This window comes from Succinivibrio faecicola (genome assembly GCF_019448115.1).
Classification (GTDB): Bacteria; Pseudomonadota; Gammaproteobacteria; order Enterobacterales; family Succinivibrionaceae; genus Succinivibrio; species Succinivibrio faecicola.
Map to the genome: position 1 here is coordinate 32218 of NZ_JAGFNY010000008.1, position 15251 is coordinate 47468.

Annotated in this window: 15 protein-coding genes; 12 read left to right on the forward strand and 3 right to left on the reverse strand. The window is 37.6% G+C overall.

Annotated elements, in window-relative coordinates:
* Positions 1-3 precede the first annotated feature (3 nt).
* Positions 4-1572: a carboxylesterase family protein gene (locus J5V48_RS03775; RefSeq protein ID WP_219937228.1), complete on the forward strand. Its 1569-nt coding sequence runs from the start codon at positions 4-6 to the stop codon at positions 1570-1572.
* On the opposite strand, the gene J5V48_RS03780 is transcribed toward J5V48_RS03775, so the two are convergent.
* On the reverse strand, positions 1567-1962 hold the full coding sequence (locus J5V48_RS03780; protein WP_219937229.1) for a lysozyme inhibitor LprI family protein: 396 nt from the start codon (positions 1960-1962) through the stop codon (positions 1567-1569). The genes J5V48_RS03775 and J5V48_RS03780 overlap by 6 nt on opposite strands.
* A gap of 135 nt (positions 1963-2097) precedes the next feature.
* On the opposite strand from J5V48_RS03780, the gene J5V48_RS03785 reads away from it, so the two are divergent.
* The 6 genes from J5V48_RS03785 to J5V48_RS03810 all read left to right on the forward strand — a co-directional run bounded on the left by J5V48_RS03785 (position 2098) and on the right by J5V48_RS03810 (position 8687).
* Complete coding sequence (locus J5V48_RS03785; protein WP_219937230.1) at positions 2098-3315, forward strand: extracellular solute-binding protein; 1218 nt, start codon at positions 2098-2100, stop codon at positions 3313-3315.
* 192 nt (positions 3316-3507) lie between these two features.
* Positions 3508-3768 carry an RNA chaperone Hfq gene (gene hfq / locus J5V48_RS03790; RefSeq protein ID WP_219937231.1) on the forward strand — a complete coding sequence of 87 codons (261 nt, stop codon included), beginning with the start codon at positions 3508-3510 and terminating at the stop codon, positions 3766-3768.
* A 16-nt stretch (positions 3769-3784) separates the two neighbouring features.
* Positions 3785-5128 (forward strand): ribosome rescue GTPase HflX, encoded by a 1344-nt coding sequence (hflX, locus tag J5V48_RS03795; RefSeq protein ID WP_219937232.1) that lies wholly within the window; start codon positions 3785-3787, stop codon positions 5126-5128.
* A gap of 25 nt (positions 5129-5153) precedes the next feature.
* Complete coding sequence (gene hflK, locus J5V48_RS03800) at positions 5154-6341, forward strand: FtsH protease activity modulator HflK (protein WP_219937256.1); 1188 nt, start codon at positions 5154-5156, stop codon at positions 6339-6341.
* Position 6342: 1 nt separating this feature from the next.
* On the forward strand, positions 6343-7320 hold the full coding sequence (hflC, locus tag J5V48_RS03805; RefSeq protein WP_219937233.1) for a protease modulator HflC: 978 nt from the start codon (positions 6343-6345) through the stop codon (positions 7318-7320).
* A 65-nt stretch (positions 7321-7385) separates the two neighbouring features.
* On the forward strand, positions 7386-8687 hold the full coding sequence (locus J5V48_RS03810) for an adenylosuccinate synthase (RefSeq protein ID WP_219937234.1): 1302 nt from the start codon (positions 7386-7388) through the stop codon (positions 8685-8687).
* A 93-nt stretch (positions 8688-8780) separates the two neighbouring features.
* Here the strand turns inward: J5V48_RS03810 and J5V48_RS03815 are convergent, their stop codons facing one another.
* Positions 8781-9749 carry a polyprenyl synthetase family protein gene (locus J5V48_RS03815; protein ID WP_219937235.1) on the reverse strand — a complete coding sequence of 323 codons (969 nt, stop codon included), beginning with the start codon at positions 9747-9749 and terminating at the stop codon, positions 8781-8783.
* Positions 9750-10044: 295 nt separating this feature from the next.
* Here J5V48_RS03815 and rplU point away from each other — a divergent pair, with 295 nt between their 5' ends.
* From rplU to J5V48_RS03835, 4 genes are all read left to right on the forward strand, one after another.
* Positions 10045-10356, forward strand: a complete 312-nt coding sequence (rplU, locus tag J5V48_RS03820; RefSeq protein WP_219937236.1) for a 50S ribosomal protein L21 — start codon at positions 10045-10047, stop codon at positions 10354-10356.
* Between the two features lie 18 nt (positions 10357-10374).
* On the forward strand, positions 10375-10638 hold the full coding sequence (gene rpmA / locus J5V48_RS03825) for a 50S ribosomal protein L27 (RefSeq protein WP_219937237.1): 264 nt from the start codon (positions 10375-10377) through the stop codon (positions 10636-10638).
* Positions 10639-10742: 104 nt separating this feature from the next.
* Entirely contained in the window at positions 10743-11891 is a 1149-nt protein-coding gene (gene obgE / locus J5V48_RS03830) for a GTPase ObgE (RefSeq protein ID WP_219937238.1), read from the forward strand.
* An 8-nt stretch (positions 11892-11899) separates the two neighbouring features.
* Positions 11900-12382 (forward strand): dihydrofolate reductase, encoded by a 483-nt coding sequence (locus J5V48_RS03835; protein WP_219937239.1) that lies wholly within the window; start codon positions 11900-11902, stop codon positions 12380-12382.
* Positions 12383-12384: 2 nt separating this feature from the next.
* Here the strand turns inward: J5V48_RS03835 and J5V48_RS03840 are convergent, their stop codons facing one another.
* Positions 12385-13266 (reverse strand): symmetrical bis(5'-nucleosyl)-tetraphosphatase, encoded by an 882-nt coding sequence (locus tag J5V48_RS03840; RefSeq protein ID WP_219937240.1) that lies wholly within the window; start codon positions 13264-13266, stop codon positions 12385-12387.
* 154 nt (positions 13267-13420) lie between these two features.
* Here J5V48_RS03840 and dnaG point away from each other — a divergent pair, with 154 nt between their 5' ends.
* The gene (gene dnaG, locus J5V48_RS03845) at positions 13421-15244 is read left to right on the forward strand and encodes a DNA primase (RefSeq protein WP_219937241.1); all 1824 of its coding nucleotides are present in this window, start codon (positions 13421-13423) and stop codon (positions 15242-15244) included.
* Positions 15245-15251 lie beyond the last annotated feature (7 nt).

A 15251-nucleotide genomic window follows, 5' to 3' on the forward strand; every position in this document is an offset into this window, starting at 1 on the left:
CATATGATACATCGTGTATTGCTGACATTGCTTCTCTCCTTAGTGTTTGTATTTAATGTATCCTATGCAAGACCTATTGTAAAAACACCTGTAGGCTATATTGAAGGCAGAGAGACAATCTTAACAGAGCAGTTTTTAGGTATTCCTTATGCAAAGACTCCTGTAGGTAATCTAAGATATGCTCCTCCATCAAAAATTGAGCCTTTTGCAAACATATACAGAGCAGACAGATACTGCAAAATGTCCTATCAGAGTGTTTCAGATACATTAGTGCAGAAATATGGCATGGGAGATGACAGTCTGTGCCTTAATATCTTTAGACCAAAAAATCTATCAAAATCAGATAAACTTCCTGTACTCTTCTGGATCCATGGTGGAGCCTATGTTCAGGGATCTTCTGCAACATCTGTAAGCTCTGCTGATTCTTTTGTTGAAAATGGTGTAATTGTTGTAACTCTCAATTACAGACTGCAGTTTCAGGGATTCATGTCAACTGTTCAGACATACAGTCAGTACGGTACAACAGGTAATTTCGGACATCTTGATATTCTCGAAGCTTTAAAATGGGTTAACCAGAATATTGAAAGCTTTGGTGGTGATCCTGCTAATATCACAATTGCTGGACATTCTGCAGGAGCTATGGCGGCATCGGCACTTATTTTATCCCCGCTTTCTGATGGATTGTTTAAAAGAGCATTTTTACAAAGTGGCACAATTTTAAATTATCCTTTTTCAGATTTTACACATAAGCGCAGCAAAAGAAGAGCTTTTAGTCAGACTGAGAAAGTCTTGAATACTTTTGGTGTTAGTGACAATTATGATGGTTTGAATACCTTAAGAGATATTGATCCAATGCTATTATCCTACTGTTCTCCTTTTGATTTTAGTTTTCACTCAGGAAAGACCTCTTATATAAATCCTCTTTTTGATGGTTATTTTCTTCCAATAGAGCCATATCTGTCATTAAAAAGAGGAAACTTCTCTAATATTGAGCTTATGTTAGGTTATGTAAGCGATGAGGGAACCTTGTTCTCTGACAGAAACATGACCGAAAAGAATTTTATAAATGGTATAAAAAACAATTTTGGAGAACAAAAGTTTCAGGATATATATGATTTGTACTCAGAGACAATACCAAACAGCGCTTATGTAAAGCAGAGCACTTTTCTTTCAGACATTATGTTTACTTTAGGAATGAAGATCTTTGCTGATAATTTAAGCAAGAGTACAAAAGTTTATATGTACCATTATGCATTTGCTGAAAAAGAAGATCTTGCATATGGTTTTGGTGTTTATCACGGCATAGATCATCGTGCTGTTTTCAACACCTTTACATCACCTAGCCAAAAACAAAAAATGGTCGCTTCAGTTTTCCATAAAAAGCTTGTTAATTTCATTAAAAGCGGTGACCCAAATAAGGAAGATCAAAAATCCTATCCAATTGACTGGCCAAAATATACAAAAAATTCGCCAAATGTATTCAGACTTGACAAGATTTCCGGCATTGAAGAGCTGAAGATAAAAGATAGATTAGAAAAGCTTGAAAAGATAATTTACGAAGGTGAATTATAATAGACCAAGCGTTTTTTTCAGATCTTCAAGGATTAGGGCATGCTGTTTTGTTGTTTTCAAAATGAAATCTGATGAGATCACAGATGCTGCAATACCATCCTGTGCAGAATATATGACCTTTGATGTCATTTCCTTGTAGTTTATCCAAGCTCTGTGAGAATTTTTAAGATCCATTTTGTAACTGTCTTCAATATCGGCGTTGAGAATGTCGTTAAGTGCACTCATTACTCTCTTTTCGTAGGCGCTTATCGCACTGTTATAGCATTCGCTTAATGCAAAATCGTCCTCTGCTAATAAAGAGCACTGTTTAAAATCATCATCTGTGTCTGCAAGTGCATATGATTGGAATAGAAAACAGAGAATAAAAATCCAGGATAATTTTGTTTTCATAATAAACCTCTTTACAGTATGGTTTCAGAACTATCGGTAATGATCACAATCTTGAAAACAATTTTTCAGAATACTGCAAATTCAAGAATATACTCTGATTAGAATTATTAGGATTATCAGTTAAAGAAATAATCAATGAAAAACATCATAAAACTTTTTAGTACATTCTTACTAGCTAATTTTATAACAAATTCACAGGCTGTTGAAATAACCGTCTGGGAAGATACCTACGTTTCATCTTCTATAAAACAGGCTGCTGAAGATTTCTATAAGCTTACTGGCACGAAGGTTAAATTTGAAACAGGTAATTACATTTATGCTCTTGAAAAGCTTCGTTTAGACGGACCTGCCGGGGTTGGCCCTGACATTATTCTTTTGCCAAATGATCAGATAGGACTGGCTGTTAAGGAAGGAATGATTGTTCCTGTTGAATTTGAAGATGATGAGGAGATTAAGTATCTTCCTCTAGCAAAAGAGGCTGCCCTATATAAGGATGTTTACTATTTTGTACCAAGAACATTGGAAACATTGGCGATTTTCTACAATAAGGATTTTATTGATCAACCGTTTAAAAAAATTGATGATTGGATCAAATATGATTTAGACATGCAAAAAAAGAATAAATACGGATTTGTTGCAAAATTTGATGATCTGTATTTTCTGCATTGTGCAATTGAACCTTATGGTGGATACATCTTCTTGCAAGATGAGAATGGAAAATATGACGTTTCAAAACTTGGACTTAACAATCAAGAAACAGTGAGTGCTGTTTATAGCATCAAACGTTTTTATGATTTGAATCTTATTCCTACTGCAACCATGGGGCCAGGAGCTGTAAACAATATATTGGATCTTTTTGTAAAAAACAAAGTAACAGCAATTATTGCAGGCTCTTGGAATATTCCTATCCTCCTGAAAAGAAAAGTACATTTTGGAATAGCACAGCTTCCTATTCTTGAAAACGGAATACACATGTCCAGTTTTATAGGTGTCAGAGGATACGCCATATCTCAGTGGTCAGAACACTATGATGAAGCTTTGAAATTTGCAAAGTTTTTAAATAAGGATAAATACCTTTTACAAAGATATAAAGAAACAAAAGAGCTTCCAACAACTCTATCAACACTTAAAAATAAAGAAATAAATAAAGATTTTTATGCAAAACCTTTTCTAGAACAGATTAGATTCGGATATCTTATGCCTGATTCTCCTGAAATAAGCTTTGTCTGGCCTATATATGCCACAAAACTGTTTCATATTTTCTCAGGAAGAGATACTGTTGAATTTGGTTTGAGTACAGCAGAAAAAGAGTACAAATCAAAGTTAAGACGACTGCCAAGAAAAAAATTCTAAAATAGAGCAAAAGCTGATATTTTTCTGATCGAATTTACATATTGATGCTTTTTTTTATCTTTTTTTAGCAACTTAATTGATTTTTTGCTATATTGTTATGTGAGTTTGCAGAGACAAGAAATGCTCGCAGAAGTATGTAGACTCTTTGAGATCTCTGCATTGATAATAATTATAATTTTTTAAGGTTTTAATATGGCTAAAGTTCAGTCTTTACAGGATCCTTTCTTAAACGCACTACGTAAGGAACATATTGTAGTATCTATTTATCTTGTTAATGGTATTAAGCTACAAGGACAGGTAGAATCATTTGACCAGTTCGTGATTTTATTAAAGAATCAGGTAAGTCAGATGGTTTACAAGCATGCTATCTCAACAATAGTTCCAGCACGCGCTGTAAATATTCCACTAGCAGACGTTAAGGACGATTCTGAGGAAGCATCAGATTCAGAATAATTTTCAAAAGTAGATAATGTCAAAGTCGGAGTTTGAGACACTCGGATCAACTCTACTTGTGCACGTTGAGTTACCTCAGCTTCAATCACAAGAAGATTTAAAAGAGCTAGAGCTTCTTGCAGATACTGCAGGAGGTAGTGTAGCTTATACTGTTGTTTGCAAGCGAGAAAGTCCAGATCCAAGTACATTTGTTGGATCTGGTAAGGTTCTTGAAATCGCTGATGCAGTTAAGCTTTATGATGTTCAGACAGTAATCTTCAACAACAAACTCACTCCTGCTCAGGAGCGAAACCTCGAAAAAGCCTTCTCCGTTAGAGTTATGGATAGAGTTGCGCTTATCCTGACAATTTTCGCTCAAAGAGCAAGAACATATGAAGGTAAACTTCAGGTTGAATTAGCACAGTTGCAGTATGAGCAGGCAAGACTTGTTCGTGGATGGACTCATCTTGAAAGACAGAAAGGTGGTTTCGGTTTAAGAGGAGGTCCTGGTGAAACTCAGATTGAGCTTGATAGACGAGCACTTAGAGAAAGAATTTCCGCAATCAAGCAGGATCTTGAAATTGTAGCTTCAAGACGTGAGCAGAACCGATCACTTAGAAAGAAAAACTCAATAAATGTAGTTTCTTTTGTAGGTTACACAAACGCAGGCAAATCAACTCTTTTCAACAGGCTTACAAATTCTGATGTATATGCTGCAAATCAGTTGTTTGCAACATTGGATCCTACCTTAAGAACAGTTGAAATCCCTGTAATTGGAAAAGCCGTATTTGCAGATACCGTGGGTTTTATAAGACACCTGCCTCATGATCTTGTCGCTGCTTTTAAAGGAACTCTAGAAGAAACTGCTCAGGCAGATCTTCTTTTGCATGTTGTAGATTCTTCAGATGAACACAAGGATTTGAACATAGAGGCTGTAAACTCAGTTTTAAAGCAGGTTGGAGCCCAGGATGTAAAAACCTTAATTGTTTACAATAAGGCCGATCTTGTAGAAGACAGTTTTGATGAAATTATAAGAGATGAACAGGGCAAACCTGTAAGAGTATATGTAAGTGCAAAGACAGGTTTTGGAATAGATAATCTTATAAAAGCCACTGCAGAGTTACTCTCTGATGATTTATGCGAATTTACTGTTAAAATAGGTAACAGACACGGAAAATTAAGAAGCATGCTTTACAGCATGAAAGCCGTTGATTCTGAAAGTTATGATGAATCAGGAAATGCTATACTTGCATTGAAAATTAAAGCAGTAGATGCAGCAATTATAGATAGCAAAACAAATGGTGCTTTAAGTGAGTGTGCACTTGTACAGAAGCTTCCATGGATTAAAGATGACGAATTTGATTTTGATAGTGTGAGCTGAGAATATGGAAAACAATAAAGATTTTATGGGCTGGAATGCACCTGGATCAGATAACAATGATAAGGGTAGTAATAATGGACCTGAAAAGGATCCTTGGGGCAGAACTTCAAGAAATAACAACCAATCAGATCCTGTAGCAGCACTTATAAAGGCTTTAAAGGATTTATTTGGAGCTAGCGGATCAGGTCGATCAAACAAGAATTCTCAGAAAAATTCTCAGTACGGTCTTATCCCAATAATTGCAATTGTTGCTTTAGGTTTCTACATCTTTTCTGGTTTTTATACTGTTAAGGAAGCTGAAAAAGGTGTAGTTTTACGTTTTGGCAAGATTTACGATGTAGTAGATTCAGGTCTTCGCTGGAAGTTTTCAGGAATTGATACAGTAAATGTTATCGACATTGAGCAGGTAAGAGCAATTCAGTCTTCAGGAACTATGCTAACAGAGGATGAGAATGTTGTTATAGTTGAGATGGACGTACAGTACAGAATTGCAGATCCTGTTAAATATCTGTACTCAGTAGTAAATCCTGACAATACTCTTCTTGAGGCAACAGACAGTGCTCTTCGTTATGTTGTAGGTCATACCATGATGGATGATATTCTTACATCCGGTCGTGAAATGGTAAGACAGAATACAAGGGAATTATTAACATCCATTATCGAGCCTTATAATACTGGACTTGCAATTGTGGATGTAAACTTCCTGCCAGCAAGAGCTCCAGATCAGGTTAAAGAAGCTTTTGACGATGCAATTGCAGCTCAGGAAGATGAGCAGCGTTTCAAGCGTGAGGCTGAGGCTTATGCAAATGAGGTATTACCAAAGGCAGAAGGTAGGGTACAGCGTATCAGACAGGAGGCTGAGGGTTATCGCTCACAGGTTGTTTTAAAGGCTGAAGGTGAGGTTGCAAGATTTACAAAGGTTCTGCCTGAGTATAATGCAGCTCCTGAAATTACAAGAACAAGAATCTATCTTGAGACAATGCAGGAGGTTTTATCTAAGTCTAACAAGATTGTTCTTGATGTCCAGAAAGGATCATCACCCGTTTTATATCTGCCAATGCCACAGCAGAGTAATGGCACTGCTCCACAGGTTCAATCAGAGCCTGAGAAGAGTGTCTCATCAACTGTAAGTGAGCAGTCTCAGAGCGATTCATATCCTCCACTATCAAGCGCTAACAAGTCAAATAATTCATACTCAAGAGGTCGCAGATAATATGAAAAACAATACATTAAACCTCTTATTAATTTTTGTTTTTGTCTTAGGTTTTCTTGGATTCAACAGTCTTTATGTCGTAACCGAAGGCAATAAGGGCATAGTAACAAGATTTGGTAAGGTTGTAAGAGATTCTGAGGCTCATCTGAATATTGTCAACCCAGGCCTTCATTTTAAAATGCCATTTGTTGATAGAGTAAAATCTCTTGATGTAAGAATTCAGACTATCAGCTCTTCTGCTGACAGATTCGTTACATCAGAGAAAAAGGACGTAATCATTGATTCATATGTAAAGTGGCAGATTTCTGATCCTGCAACATACTATCTGACAACGGCAGGTGGTAATAAGACTCAGGCAGAAGAGCTGTTAAGACGCCGTATCAACAACTCCTTACGTTCACAGATTGGTAGACTGACAATTCATGAGATTGTATCTGGCAGAAATAATCACAATGATGATGCTTCAGTTGAAGATAATGATTTTGATTCAGTTGATGTAGCTGTTGCAAGTCAGTCAAAGCGTGATGAGGTAATGCAGAACGCTCTAAAAGATATAGGTGCATCAGCAAAGAGCCTTGGTATCAAGATTGTCGATGTTAGAATCAAGCAGATTAATCTTCCACCTGAGGTTTCAAACTCAATTTATCAGCGTATGAGAGCAGAGCGTGATGCAGTTGCAAAGCTCCACCGTTCTCAGGGTCGCAAGGAAGCTGAAGCTATTAAGGCTCATGCAGACAGAGAAGTTGTTGTTAAGATAGCTGAAGCTGAAAGACAGGCAAGAACTCTTCGAGGTGAGGGTGATGCTGAGGCTACTAGAATCTATGCAACAGCATATAAGCAGAATCCTAAGCTGTTTGAATTTTTACGTTCAATGGATGCATACAAAAACGCTATGACATCAGGTAAAGATACACTCGTTCTTGATCCAAACAGCGAATTTTTCAAATACTTTAATGACATAAATGGTGCATTAAAATAAGAAAAGAGTATAATCTCACATTTGGAATTTTGTAAATAACGAAAATTTTCTACGAGGAAACAGCAATGCCTAATAATGTAATTGTGCTAGGCACACAATGGGGCGACGAAGGTAAAGGCAAAGTCGCTGATTTATTAACCACAAAGGCAAATATCGTCGTTCGTTCACAGGGCGGTAACAATGCTGGTCATACTCTAGTTGTAGGCGACAAGAAAGTTGTTGTTCGTCTAGTTCCATCAGGAATTTTACACAAAGAGTGCTTATGTCTAATCGGCTCTGGCGTAGTTGTAAACCCAGGTGCACTTTTTGAAGAAATTGAAGAGTTAAACCGTGCCGGTGTTGAATCTGTTGAAAGCAGAATCAAAATTTCAGGTGCGGCTTCACTTCTTCTTCCAATTCATCCTGCAATTGACAAGGGTGCCGAGAAGTTACGTGGTAAGAATGCTATTGGTACAACAGGTAGAGGTATTGGTCCTTGCTATGAGGATAAGGTCGCTCGTCGTGGTGTACGCGTAAGTGATCTGTATGATATGGAAAACTTCAAGGTGAAGTTAAAGGCTTTACTTGATTACCGTAACTTTATGTTAAAGAACTTCTACAGCGAGCCTGAAGTTTCATACGAGAGCGTATTAAGCTACATTGAGTCATTGCGTGAACGCATTTTAAATATGGTAGCAGACGTATCAGAAATCATTGCTAAAGGCCGTCGCGAAAAACAGAAGATCCTATTTGAGGGTGCTCAGGGTACATTCCTTGATATAGATTATGGTACATATCCGTATGTAACCTCTTCAAATACTGTTGCCGGTGGCTGTGTAACAGGTTCAGGTGCAGGACCTCTTGATATCGATTATGTTCTTGGTATTGCTAAGGTTTATACAACACGCGTAGGTGGCGGTCCATACCCAACAGAGTTAAACGACGAAGTTGGCGAGGGTATCAGAAAGCGTGGTGCAGAATTTGGTGCTGTTACAGGCAGACCACGTCGTACAGGTTGGTATGATGCTGTTGCAATGAGAAGAGCTGTAACCATTAACTCATTAACCGGTTTAGCTTTAATGAAGATGGACGTTTTAGATGGTATGGATGAGGTTAAGATCTGTACTGCTTATAAGATGCCAGACGGCTCAATAAGACAGTTACCACCTTTATCAGCTCATGAGTATGAGGGTATAACTCCTGTGTATGAGTCAATGCCAGGATGGAAGGAATCAACCTTTGGTGTAACCAAGTGGGAAGATTTACCTGTAAACGCTCAGAACTACATCAGAAGACTTGAAGAGTTATCTGGTGCAAAGGTTGCAATTCTCTCTACTGGTCCAGAGCGCGATCAGACAATCTATTTAGATGATCCTTTTGCTGATTAGTAGTTAGCAGAGAATAAAAAACTTGGGGGCTTTTAAAGCCCCCAAAATTTTTGTTAAAGAAACGTTTGTTCTTCTTTACGATCTTAGTTTTCTTTATTTGTCTCTGTTTACAGCTTTATCTGCAAGAGAGAATAGCAGTTCTTTATATTCAGAATCATCTAAAAAGCAGATAGCATTTTTAGCATTCTCTGCCGCATTAAGTGCAAACTGATGTGATTTTTCAAGTGATCCTGTTTTAACTATATAATCAAGAACCTTCATAAAGTTTCCATCTTTTATAGCATTTTCAAGATCAGATCTGTCTGAATTATCTACAGACTGCAGTGCATAAATAAGAGGAAGAGTAACTCTTCCGTCAATCAGATCTTCACCGACACTCTTTCCTAGTATTTCATTGTCTGATGAATAATCAAGAATATCATCGGCAACCTGGAAGGCAATTCCAAGCTGCTTTCCGTATTCTTTAAAGGCATTAACTGTATTCTCATCGCACTCAAGGATAATAGCAGATCCTGATGTTGCAAGTTCAAAAAGAGCGCCAGTCTTAGAGTAGATAGTCTGAAGATAGTCATCAATAGAAATGTTAAGCTTGTTTTGATTCTTAAGCTGAGCTAACTCACCGCTTACTAAGGTTGCAAGTGTGTTGTTAATTTCTGTGAAAATTTCAGGCTTTTTGATATTGTTCAGGCACAAGAAGCATTTAGTAAACAGATAATCGCCAGCTAAAACAGCTGCATGGTTTCCATCTGTCTCATTGAGGGTTTTTACTCCTCGTCTTATAGTTGCCTTATCAATGACGTCATCATGAACAAGAGATGCTGTATGCAAAAGCTCGCATGCTGCTGCAAAATATTCAACAAGTTCATTTTGCTCTTGTTTTTGATTTAGTGCATAAAAACTTGCAAGAGCCAGTTTTGGACGTATTCTCTTTCCTCCTGCTTTAACAACAGAAAGACACATGGAATTAACATGCTCTTCCATGTCGCTTCCGGTTAAAAGGTTTGAGAGGATTTTTTCTACTTTATCAAGCGATGTTTTAATAATTTCTTTTTGACTAATCATTTGATATATCCATGAAATACTTCCTAATTGTATCATTTATGAGTGAAGGATAAAAATATTTATCTTGAAATTCTCTTTAATGTAATTTAAAATTACACAGCTTTTTTAGGGTCAGTGCGACACTATAAAGCTCGTTAAGAAAAAAGCATAGTGGAAATAAAGGGTGTAAGTCTTTTGTAAAGACTTGCTTTATTGTATTTATTTCTGTAAAATTATGACCCATTATTGCCCCAAGGGGCTCAGTATTTAATGTATTGCAGAATAATTCTGTTCTGCATGTACTCGGAGTAAAAGCATGTACGCAGTTATTTTTTGCGGCGGCAAGCAGCACAAGGTATCAGAAGGCGACGTATTAAGCGTTGAGCTTCTAGATGCTGAAGCTGGCAGCGATATTGAACTTGATAAGGTTCTTTTAGTTTCTGATGGTACTAACGTTAAGGTTGGTGCTCCATACTTAGCAGGTGCAAAGGTTACCGCTAAGGTATTAGGTGCACACGGTGGCGAGAAGGTTAAGATTGTTAAATTCCGTCGTCGTAAGCATCACCAGAAGGTTACTGGTCACCGTCAGTGGTTTACCGATTTACAGATTACTGGTATTAATCAGTAATTGAAGGAGTAGGAATAAATGGCACATAAAAAAGCTGGTGGTTCCGTTCGTAACGGACGCGACTCCAATGCTCAGCGCTTAGGTGTAAAAGCTTACGCTGGTGAATTTGTTACTGCTGGCAGCATCATTGTTCGTCAGCGTGGCACACATTTCCACGCAGGTGCAAACGTTGGTTTAGGTAAAGATGATTCTTTATTTGCTAAGTCAAACGGTAAGGTTACCTTCGTAACTCGTGGTCCTAAGGGCCGCAAGTTTGTTGAGATCGTTGAGACTCAGCAGTAATTCTTTAAAAAGGATTACAAATACAGGGCTCGCTGATGCGAGCCCTTTTGGTATGTAGGTTTGTATTAATGGCTGTTTAGCCATCTCATTGGAGGATATACAAGGTGAAATTCGTTGATGAAGCCGTAGTACGTGTTGAAGCCGGTGATGGCGGTAATGGCATAGTAAGTTTCAGACGTGAAAAATACGTCCCTCGTGGTGGCCCAGATGGCGGCGACGGCGGTGACGGTGGTAACGTCTATATGAAAGCTGATACAAACCTGAATACCCTGGTTGATTATCGCTTTACAAAATTCTATAAGGCAGACCGTGGTCAAAACGGCGGCACTGCAGACTGTACAGGAGCACGTGGTGAAGACAAGATACTTCTTGTTCCTGTGGGCACTAGAGTAACTGACGTTGCAACAGGTGAAATCATCGGCGACTTAAGAAAGGAAGGTGATGTTTTATGTGTTGCAAGAGGTGGTAGACACGGTTATGGTAATACCCACTTCAAGAGTGCTACCAATCAGGCTCCACGACAGAAGACAAACGGAACTCCTGGTGAGCGTCGTCAGTTAAAGCTTGAGATGCTGCTTGTTTCAGACGTTGGTCTTGTAGGTCTACCGAATGCAGGTAAGTCAACCTTTGTAAGAGCAGTTTCTGCTGCAAAACCAAAAGTTGCTGATTACCCATTTACCACTCTAGTTCCATCTTTAGGTGTAGTTAAGACATCACAGGGCCGTTCGTTTGTTATTGAGGATATTCCTGGTCTTATCGAAGGAGCATCAGAAGGTGCAGGTTTAGGTCACAGATTCTTAAAGCATCTTGAAAGATGCCGTGTTTTAGTTCATCTTGTTGATGTTCATCCTGTAGATGAGAGTGATCCTGTAAATAACGCTCTTGTGATTGAAAATGAAATCAAAGAGTATGCTCATGAGCTTTATAACAAACCAAGATGGCTTGTTGCAAACAAGGTAGATCTTGGCTCTGTTGAGGAAGCCGAGCAGACTTTACAGAGAATTTCAGATGCTCTTGAGGTAAAACCTGAAAGAACATTTATTATCTCTGGTTTAAATAAGACTGGCGTAAACGAGCTTATTTATGCTCTTCAGGATCTGGTTGATGAAGTTAAGGCTAAAGAGCTTACAGAGCAGAAGGCTCCTAAGGCTGAAGAGTTCGTTTGGACCGAGGGTGAAAAGAAGTATGAGGCCGAGCAGTTCTTCGATGATGAAGACGATGAGGAAGGTCCAGAGTTTATTTATAGGGCTTAAGGATAGGTATGGCCGACTTACAGATAATTGTAGCTTTAGCTAAGAATAATATGATAGGTGTTAATGGTGATATGCCATGGCACCTGCCAGATGATCTAAAGCATTTTAAGCAGGTTACTTCAACTTATCCTATCGTTATGGGCAGAAGAACATTTGAATCAATTGGTCGAGTTCTTCCAAACAGAAGGAACATAATGGTAAGTAAAACCTTTGATAAGAAGATTGAAGGTCTTGAAGTTGTAGGCTCTTTAAAAGATGCAATGGATCTTGTAGGTGATAGCGTTCTTATGGTTATAGGCGGTGCAAGAATGTATGAGGAGGCTCTTCCTTATGCATCTACTCTTCATCTAACAAGAATTCACAAGTCATTTGACGGAGATACAAAGTTCCCAGATTTCAACGAATCTGACTTTGTTCTTACTGATACTCAGTTAAAACATTCAGATGAATGCGACTTTGACTATGAGTATCAGACATGGCATCGCAAATAGCATTAAGCTGGATAGCTTTTTCTTAAGCTATCCAGATTTACCTTGGACTTCACACTGATTTTACTGTTTGTCTCAAGGCAGTATGCAGTAAGTCTGTCTCCCCAGATACAGCCTGTATCAAGTGCAATAATATTCTCTCTGTCGCACTGTGCTTTAAGTGCAGCCCAGTGTCCAAAACAAAGTGTGTAAGGCTCTTTCTTATACATAAATGGTTTGCCAAAATTAAACCATGGATATATATCGTCCTTTACAGCCTCCTGAACAGAGCAGTCCTTGTGACCATAATCAAGTTTAAGATTGGTTCTTATAAGTCTCATTCTTGTAAAGGAGCTTACAATAAATCTCCAGTAACACATATCTGATTCACACAGCAAAGGATCATAGTGATCAGGAAAGTCAGCATACATGTTAGATAGCAGAAGCTGTGATCTAATATCATCGTTTAGCACAGATGATACAGCCATGCTGTGTTCTAGTGCCTCATCAATTGTCCACTTAGGATAGATTCCTGCATGCGCAACAGCAAGCTTTTTATCATGATCAACATATAAAAGCTCACAGCCTTTATAAAAGTCAATGATTTTTTCTATGTTGGAGGCTTTTAAAACAACATCAAGATTGTCTTTTCTTTTTGCTTCTTTGAGTTTGTAATATACAGCAAGAAAATTCAGATCATGATTTCCTAAAACGGAAAAAACAGAGTTTGTATAATCCTTTTTTAATTTGAGTATAAGATTGAGTGTTTCTAGAGGTTTTGGTCCACGACCTATCAGATCACCAGTAAAAATAATCTGATCTTTTTTTCCATTAAAAGAGATTTTATCAAGCAGCTTTTCAAATTCATCAAAACAGCCGTGAAGATCACCGATAATATATGTGGCCATAGTCCCTCCGTTTAACTAATTATCCTTAAAACACAGCTGAAGTTCAACCAGAAGAAATTTGATTACATAACAAGGATAGACTTTTAAAAACTAGGATCAAATTAAAGAAAAATATCTTTACTTAGGCTAGAATACCATTAAGGAGATATAGTTTATGCCATTTATTAAAAAGAGTTTTATTACAGACAGATTACTTGCAAATGTACCGATTGAAAAATATATCGGTCAGTTTGTTAATCTTAAAAAAAGTGGCTCAAATTATATGTGCTGCTGTCCTTTTCATCATGAAAAGACTCCATCTTGCAGCATAACTCCATCAAAACAGATGTTCTACTGCTTTGGATGCAAAGAACATGGCAATGTAATTGATTTTGCCATGAAATATAAGAATTTAAGCTTTGTCGAAGCAGTTGAAGAGGTTGCTGCTTTTGCTGGTATTGAAATTGAGTATGAAAAAGGTGCTCATCAGTCAAAAGAGGCAGCAGACAAACAGAAAAACTACTTTGATTTTATGGATAGAGCAGCCAGTTTGTTTACAAAAGCTTTAAATACAGCTCAGGGTGCTGAAGGGTTGGCATATTTTAAAAATCAAAGAGGCTTATCTGATAAGACAATTGTTGAAGCAAGACTAGGATATGCTCCTAAAAATCCAAGATTCCTGCAAGAAGCCTTATGCAGAAACAAAGGTGATGAGCAGATTTTAATCGATCTTGGCTTGCTAGTTAAAGGCGAATACGGTATTCACGGAATGTATCGTAATCGTGTAATGATCCCTATCTTTGATAAAAGGGGTAGAGTAATTTCTTTTGGTGGAAGAACTATGGGCGATGATAAGCCTAAGTATATGAACACCAAAGAAACACCGATTTATAAGAAAAGAAACGAACTGTTCGGTCTTTATGAAACATTAAAAGCAAACAATAACCGTCCTCCAAGAATAGTTGTGGTTGAAGGTTATATGGATGTAATTTCTGTAAGACAGGCTGGCTGTAATTATGCTGTAGCATCATTAGGTACAGCTACAACTATTGAACAGATAACAGAAATGTTCAGATATACCGATAAGATTATCTGCTGTTATGATGGCGATAGTGCAGGTAGAAATGCCGCCTGGCATGCATTGGTTACAATTACTCCAATTTTGCAGGATGATAAGGAAATAAGATTCTCTTTCCTGCCAGTTGAACATGATCCTGATTCATTAGTAAAAGAGCAGGGACTGTCAGCTTTTGTCTCTTATCTTGATAATGCTATTACCTATCCTGAGTTTTTAGTTGCTCATCTGTCAACAGAATATAATCTTTCCGATCCGAATGGACTTGCACTATTTGTTTCAGAAACAATTAAATATATCAGTAAGATCCCGGTTCTAGCTTTAAGATCGGTTGCTCTAAAGCTATTATCTGCAACATCAGGAATTGCTGAGAATCAGCTTTATGATATGCTCAAAACATCACTTGATGGTGAAACATCTGATACAAATATATTTAAGGATGAGGTAAAATCACATGAAGATCAGGAGAATATTCTGAATACCCCAATGAGACGACTGATTGCTTTTATCTGTCAGCAGCCAACAATTGTCTCCACCGTATTATATGAATTCAAACTAGAGTCTTTTTTAACTCTGTGCTCTTCTCTTCAAATACGAGGAACTAGAGAATTAGAGTATCTTATAAAACTTATAAGTTCTAAGAGAGATTTAACACCATCAGAGCTTATAGAATATACTAGAGAAAGCGAATATGCTTCTACTGTGCGCAAACTGATTAGTGCTCCTCTTCTTATTACACATCAAGATGGAAGTGATATCCCATTTAATGACAGAGTGGATTATTTTGTTCAGCTTTTAATTGAGGTAATATCAAAACCATTAAAAGATAAAGCTGAAGAGCTGAAAATAAAAATGAATCAGGGTGATAATGAAGCACTTGCAAAGTACTCATTAATACAGAATAAAATGGTCTTTCGTTCATAAGGAAGAA

Coding starts and splice junctions, on each gene's coding strand:
- hflX (WP_219937232.1), top strand. CDS start 3,785: ATGTCAAAGTCGGAGTTTGAGACACTCGGATCAACTCTACTTGTGCAC.
- J5V48_RS03840 (WP_219937240.1), bottom strand. CDS start 13,266: ATGGCCACATATATTATCGGTGATCTTCACGGCTGTTTTGATGAATTT.
- J5V48_RS03775 (WP_219937228.1), top strand. CDS start 4: ATGATACATCGTGTATTGCTGACATTGCTTCTCTCCTTAGTGTTTGTA.
- J5V48_RS03780 (WP_219937229.1), bottom strand. CDS start 1,962: ATGAAAACAAAATTATCCTGGATTTTTATTCTCTGTTTTCTATTCCAA.
- hfq (WP_219937231.1), top strand. CDS start 3,508: ATGGCTAAAGTTCAGTCTTTACAGGATCCTTTCTTAAACGCACTACGT.
- hflK (WP_219937256.1), top strand. CDS start 5,154: ATGGGCTGGAATGCACCTGGATCAGATAACAATGATAAGGGTAGTAAT.
- J5V48_RS03785 (WP_219937230.1), top strand. CDS start 2,098: ATGAAAAACATCATAAAACTTTTTAGTACATTCTTACTAGCTAATTTT.
- J5V48_RS03835 (WP_219937239.1), top strand. CDS start 11,900: ATGGCCGACTTACAGATAATTGTAGCTTTAGCTAAGAATAATATGATA.
- dnaG (WP_219937241.1), top strand. CDS start 13,421: ATGCCATTTATTAAAAAGAGTTTTATTACAGACAGATTACTTGCAAAT.
- rpmA (WP_219937237.1), top strand. CDS start 10,375: ATGGCACATAAAAAAGCTGGTGGTTCCGTTCGTAACGGACGCGACTCC.
- hflC (WP_219937233.1), top strand. CDS start 6,343: ATGAAAAACAATACATTAAACCTCTTATTAATTTTTGTTTTTGTCTTA.
- rplU (WP_219937236.1), top strand. CDS start 10,045: ATGTACGCAGTTATTTTTTGCGGCGGCAAGCAGCACAAGGTATCAGAA.
- J5V48_RS03815 (WP_219937235.1), bottom strand. CDS start 9,749: ATGATTAGTCAAAAAGAAATTATTAAAACATCGCTTGATAAAGTAGAA.
- J5V48_RS03810 (WP_219937234.1), top strand. CDS start 7,386: ATGCCTAATAATGTAATTGTGCTAGGCACACAATGGGGCGACGAAGGT.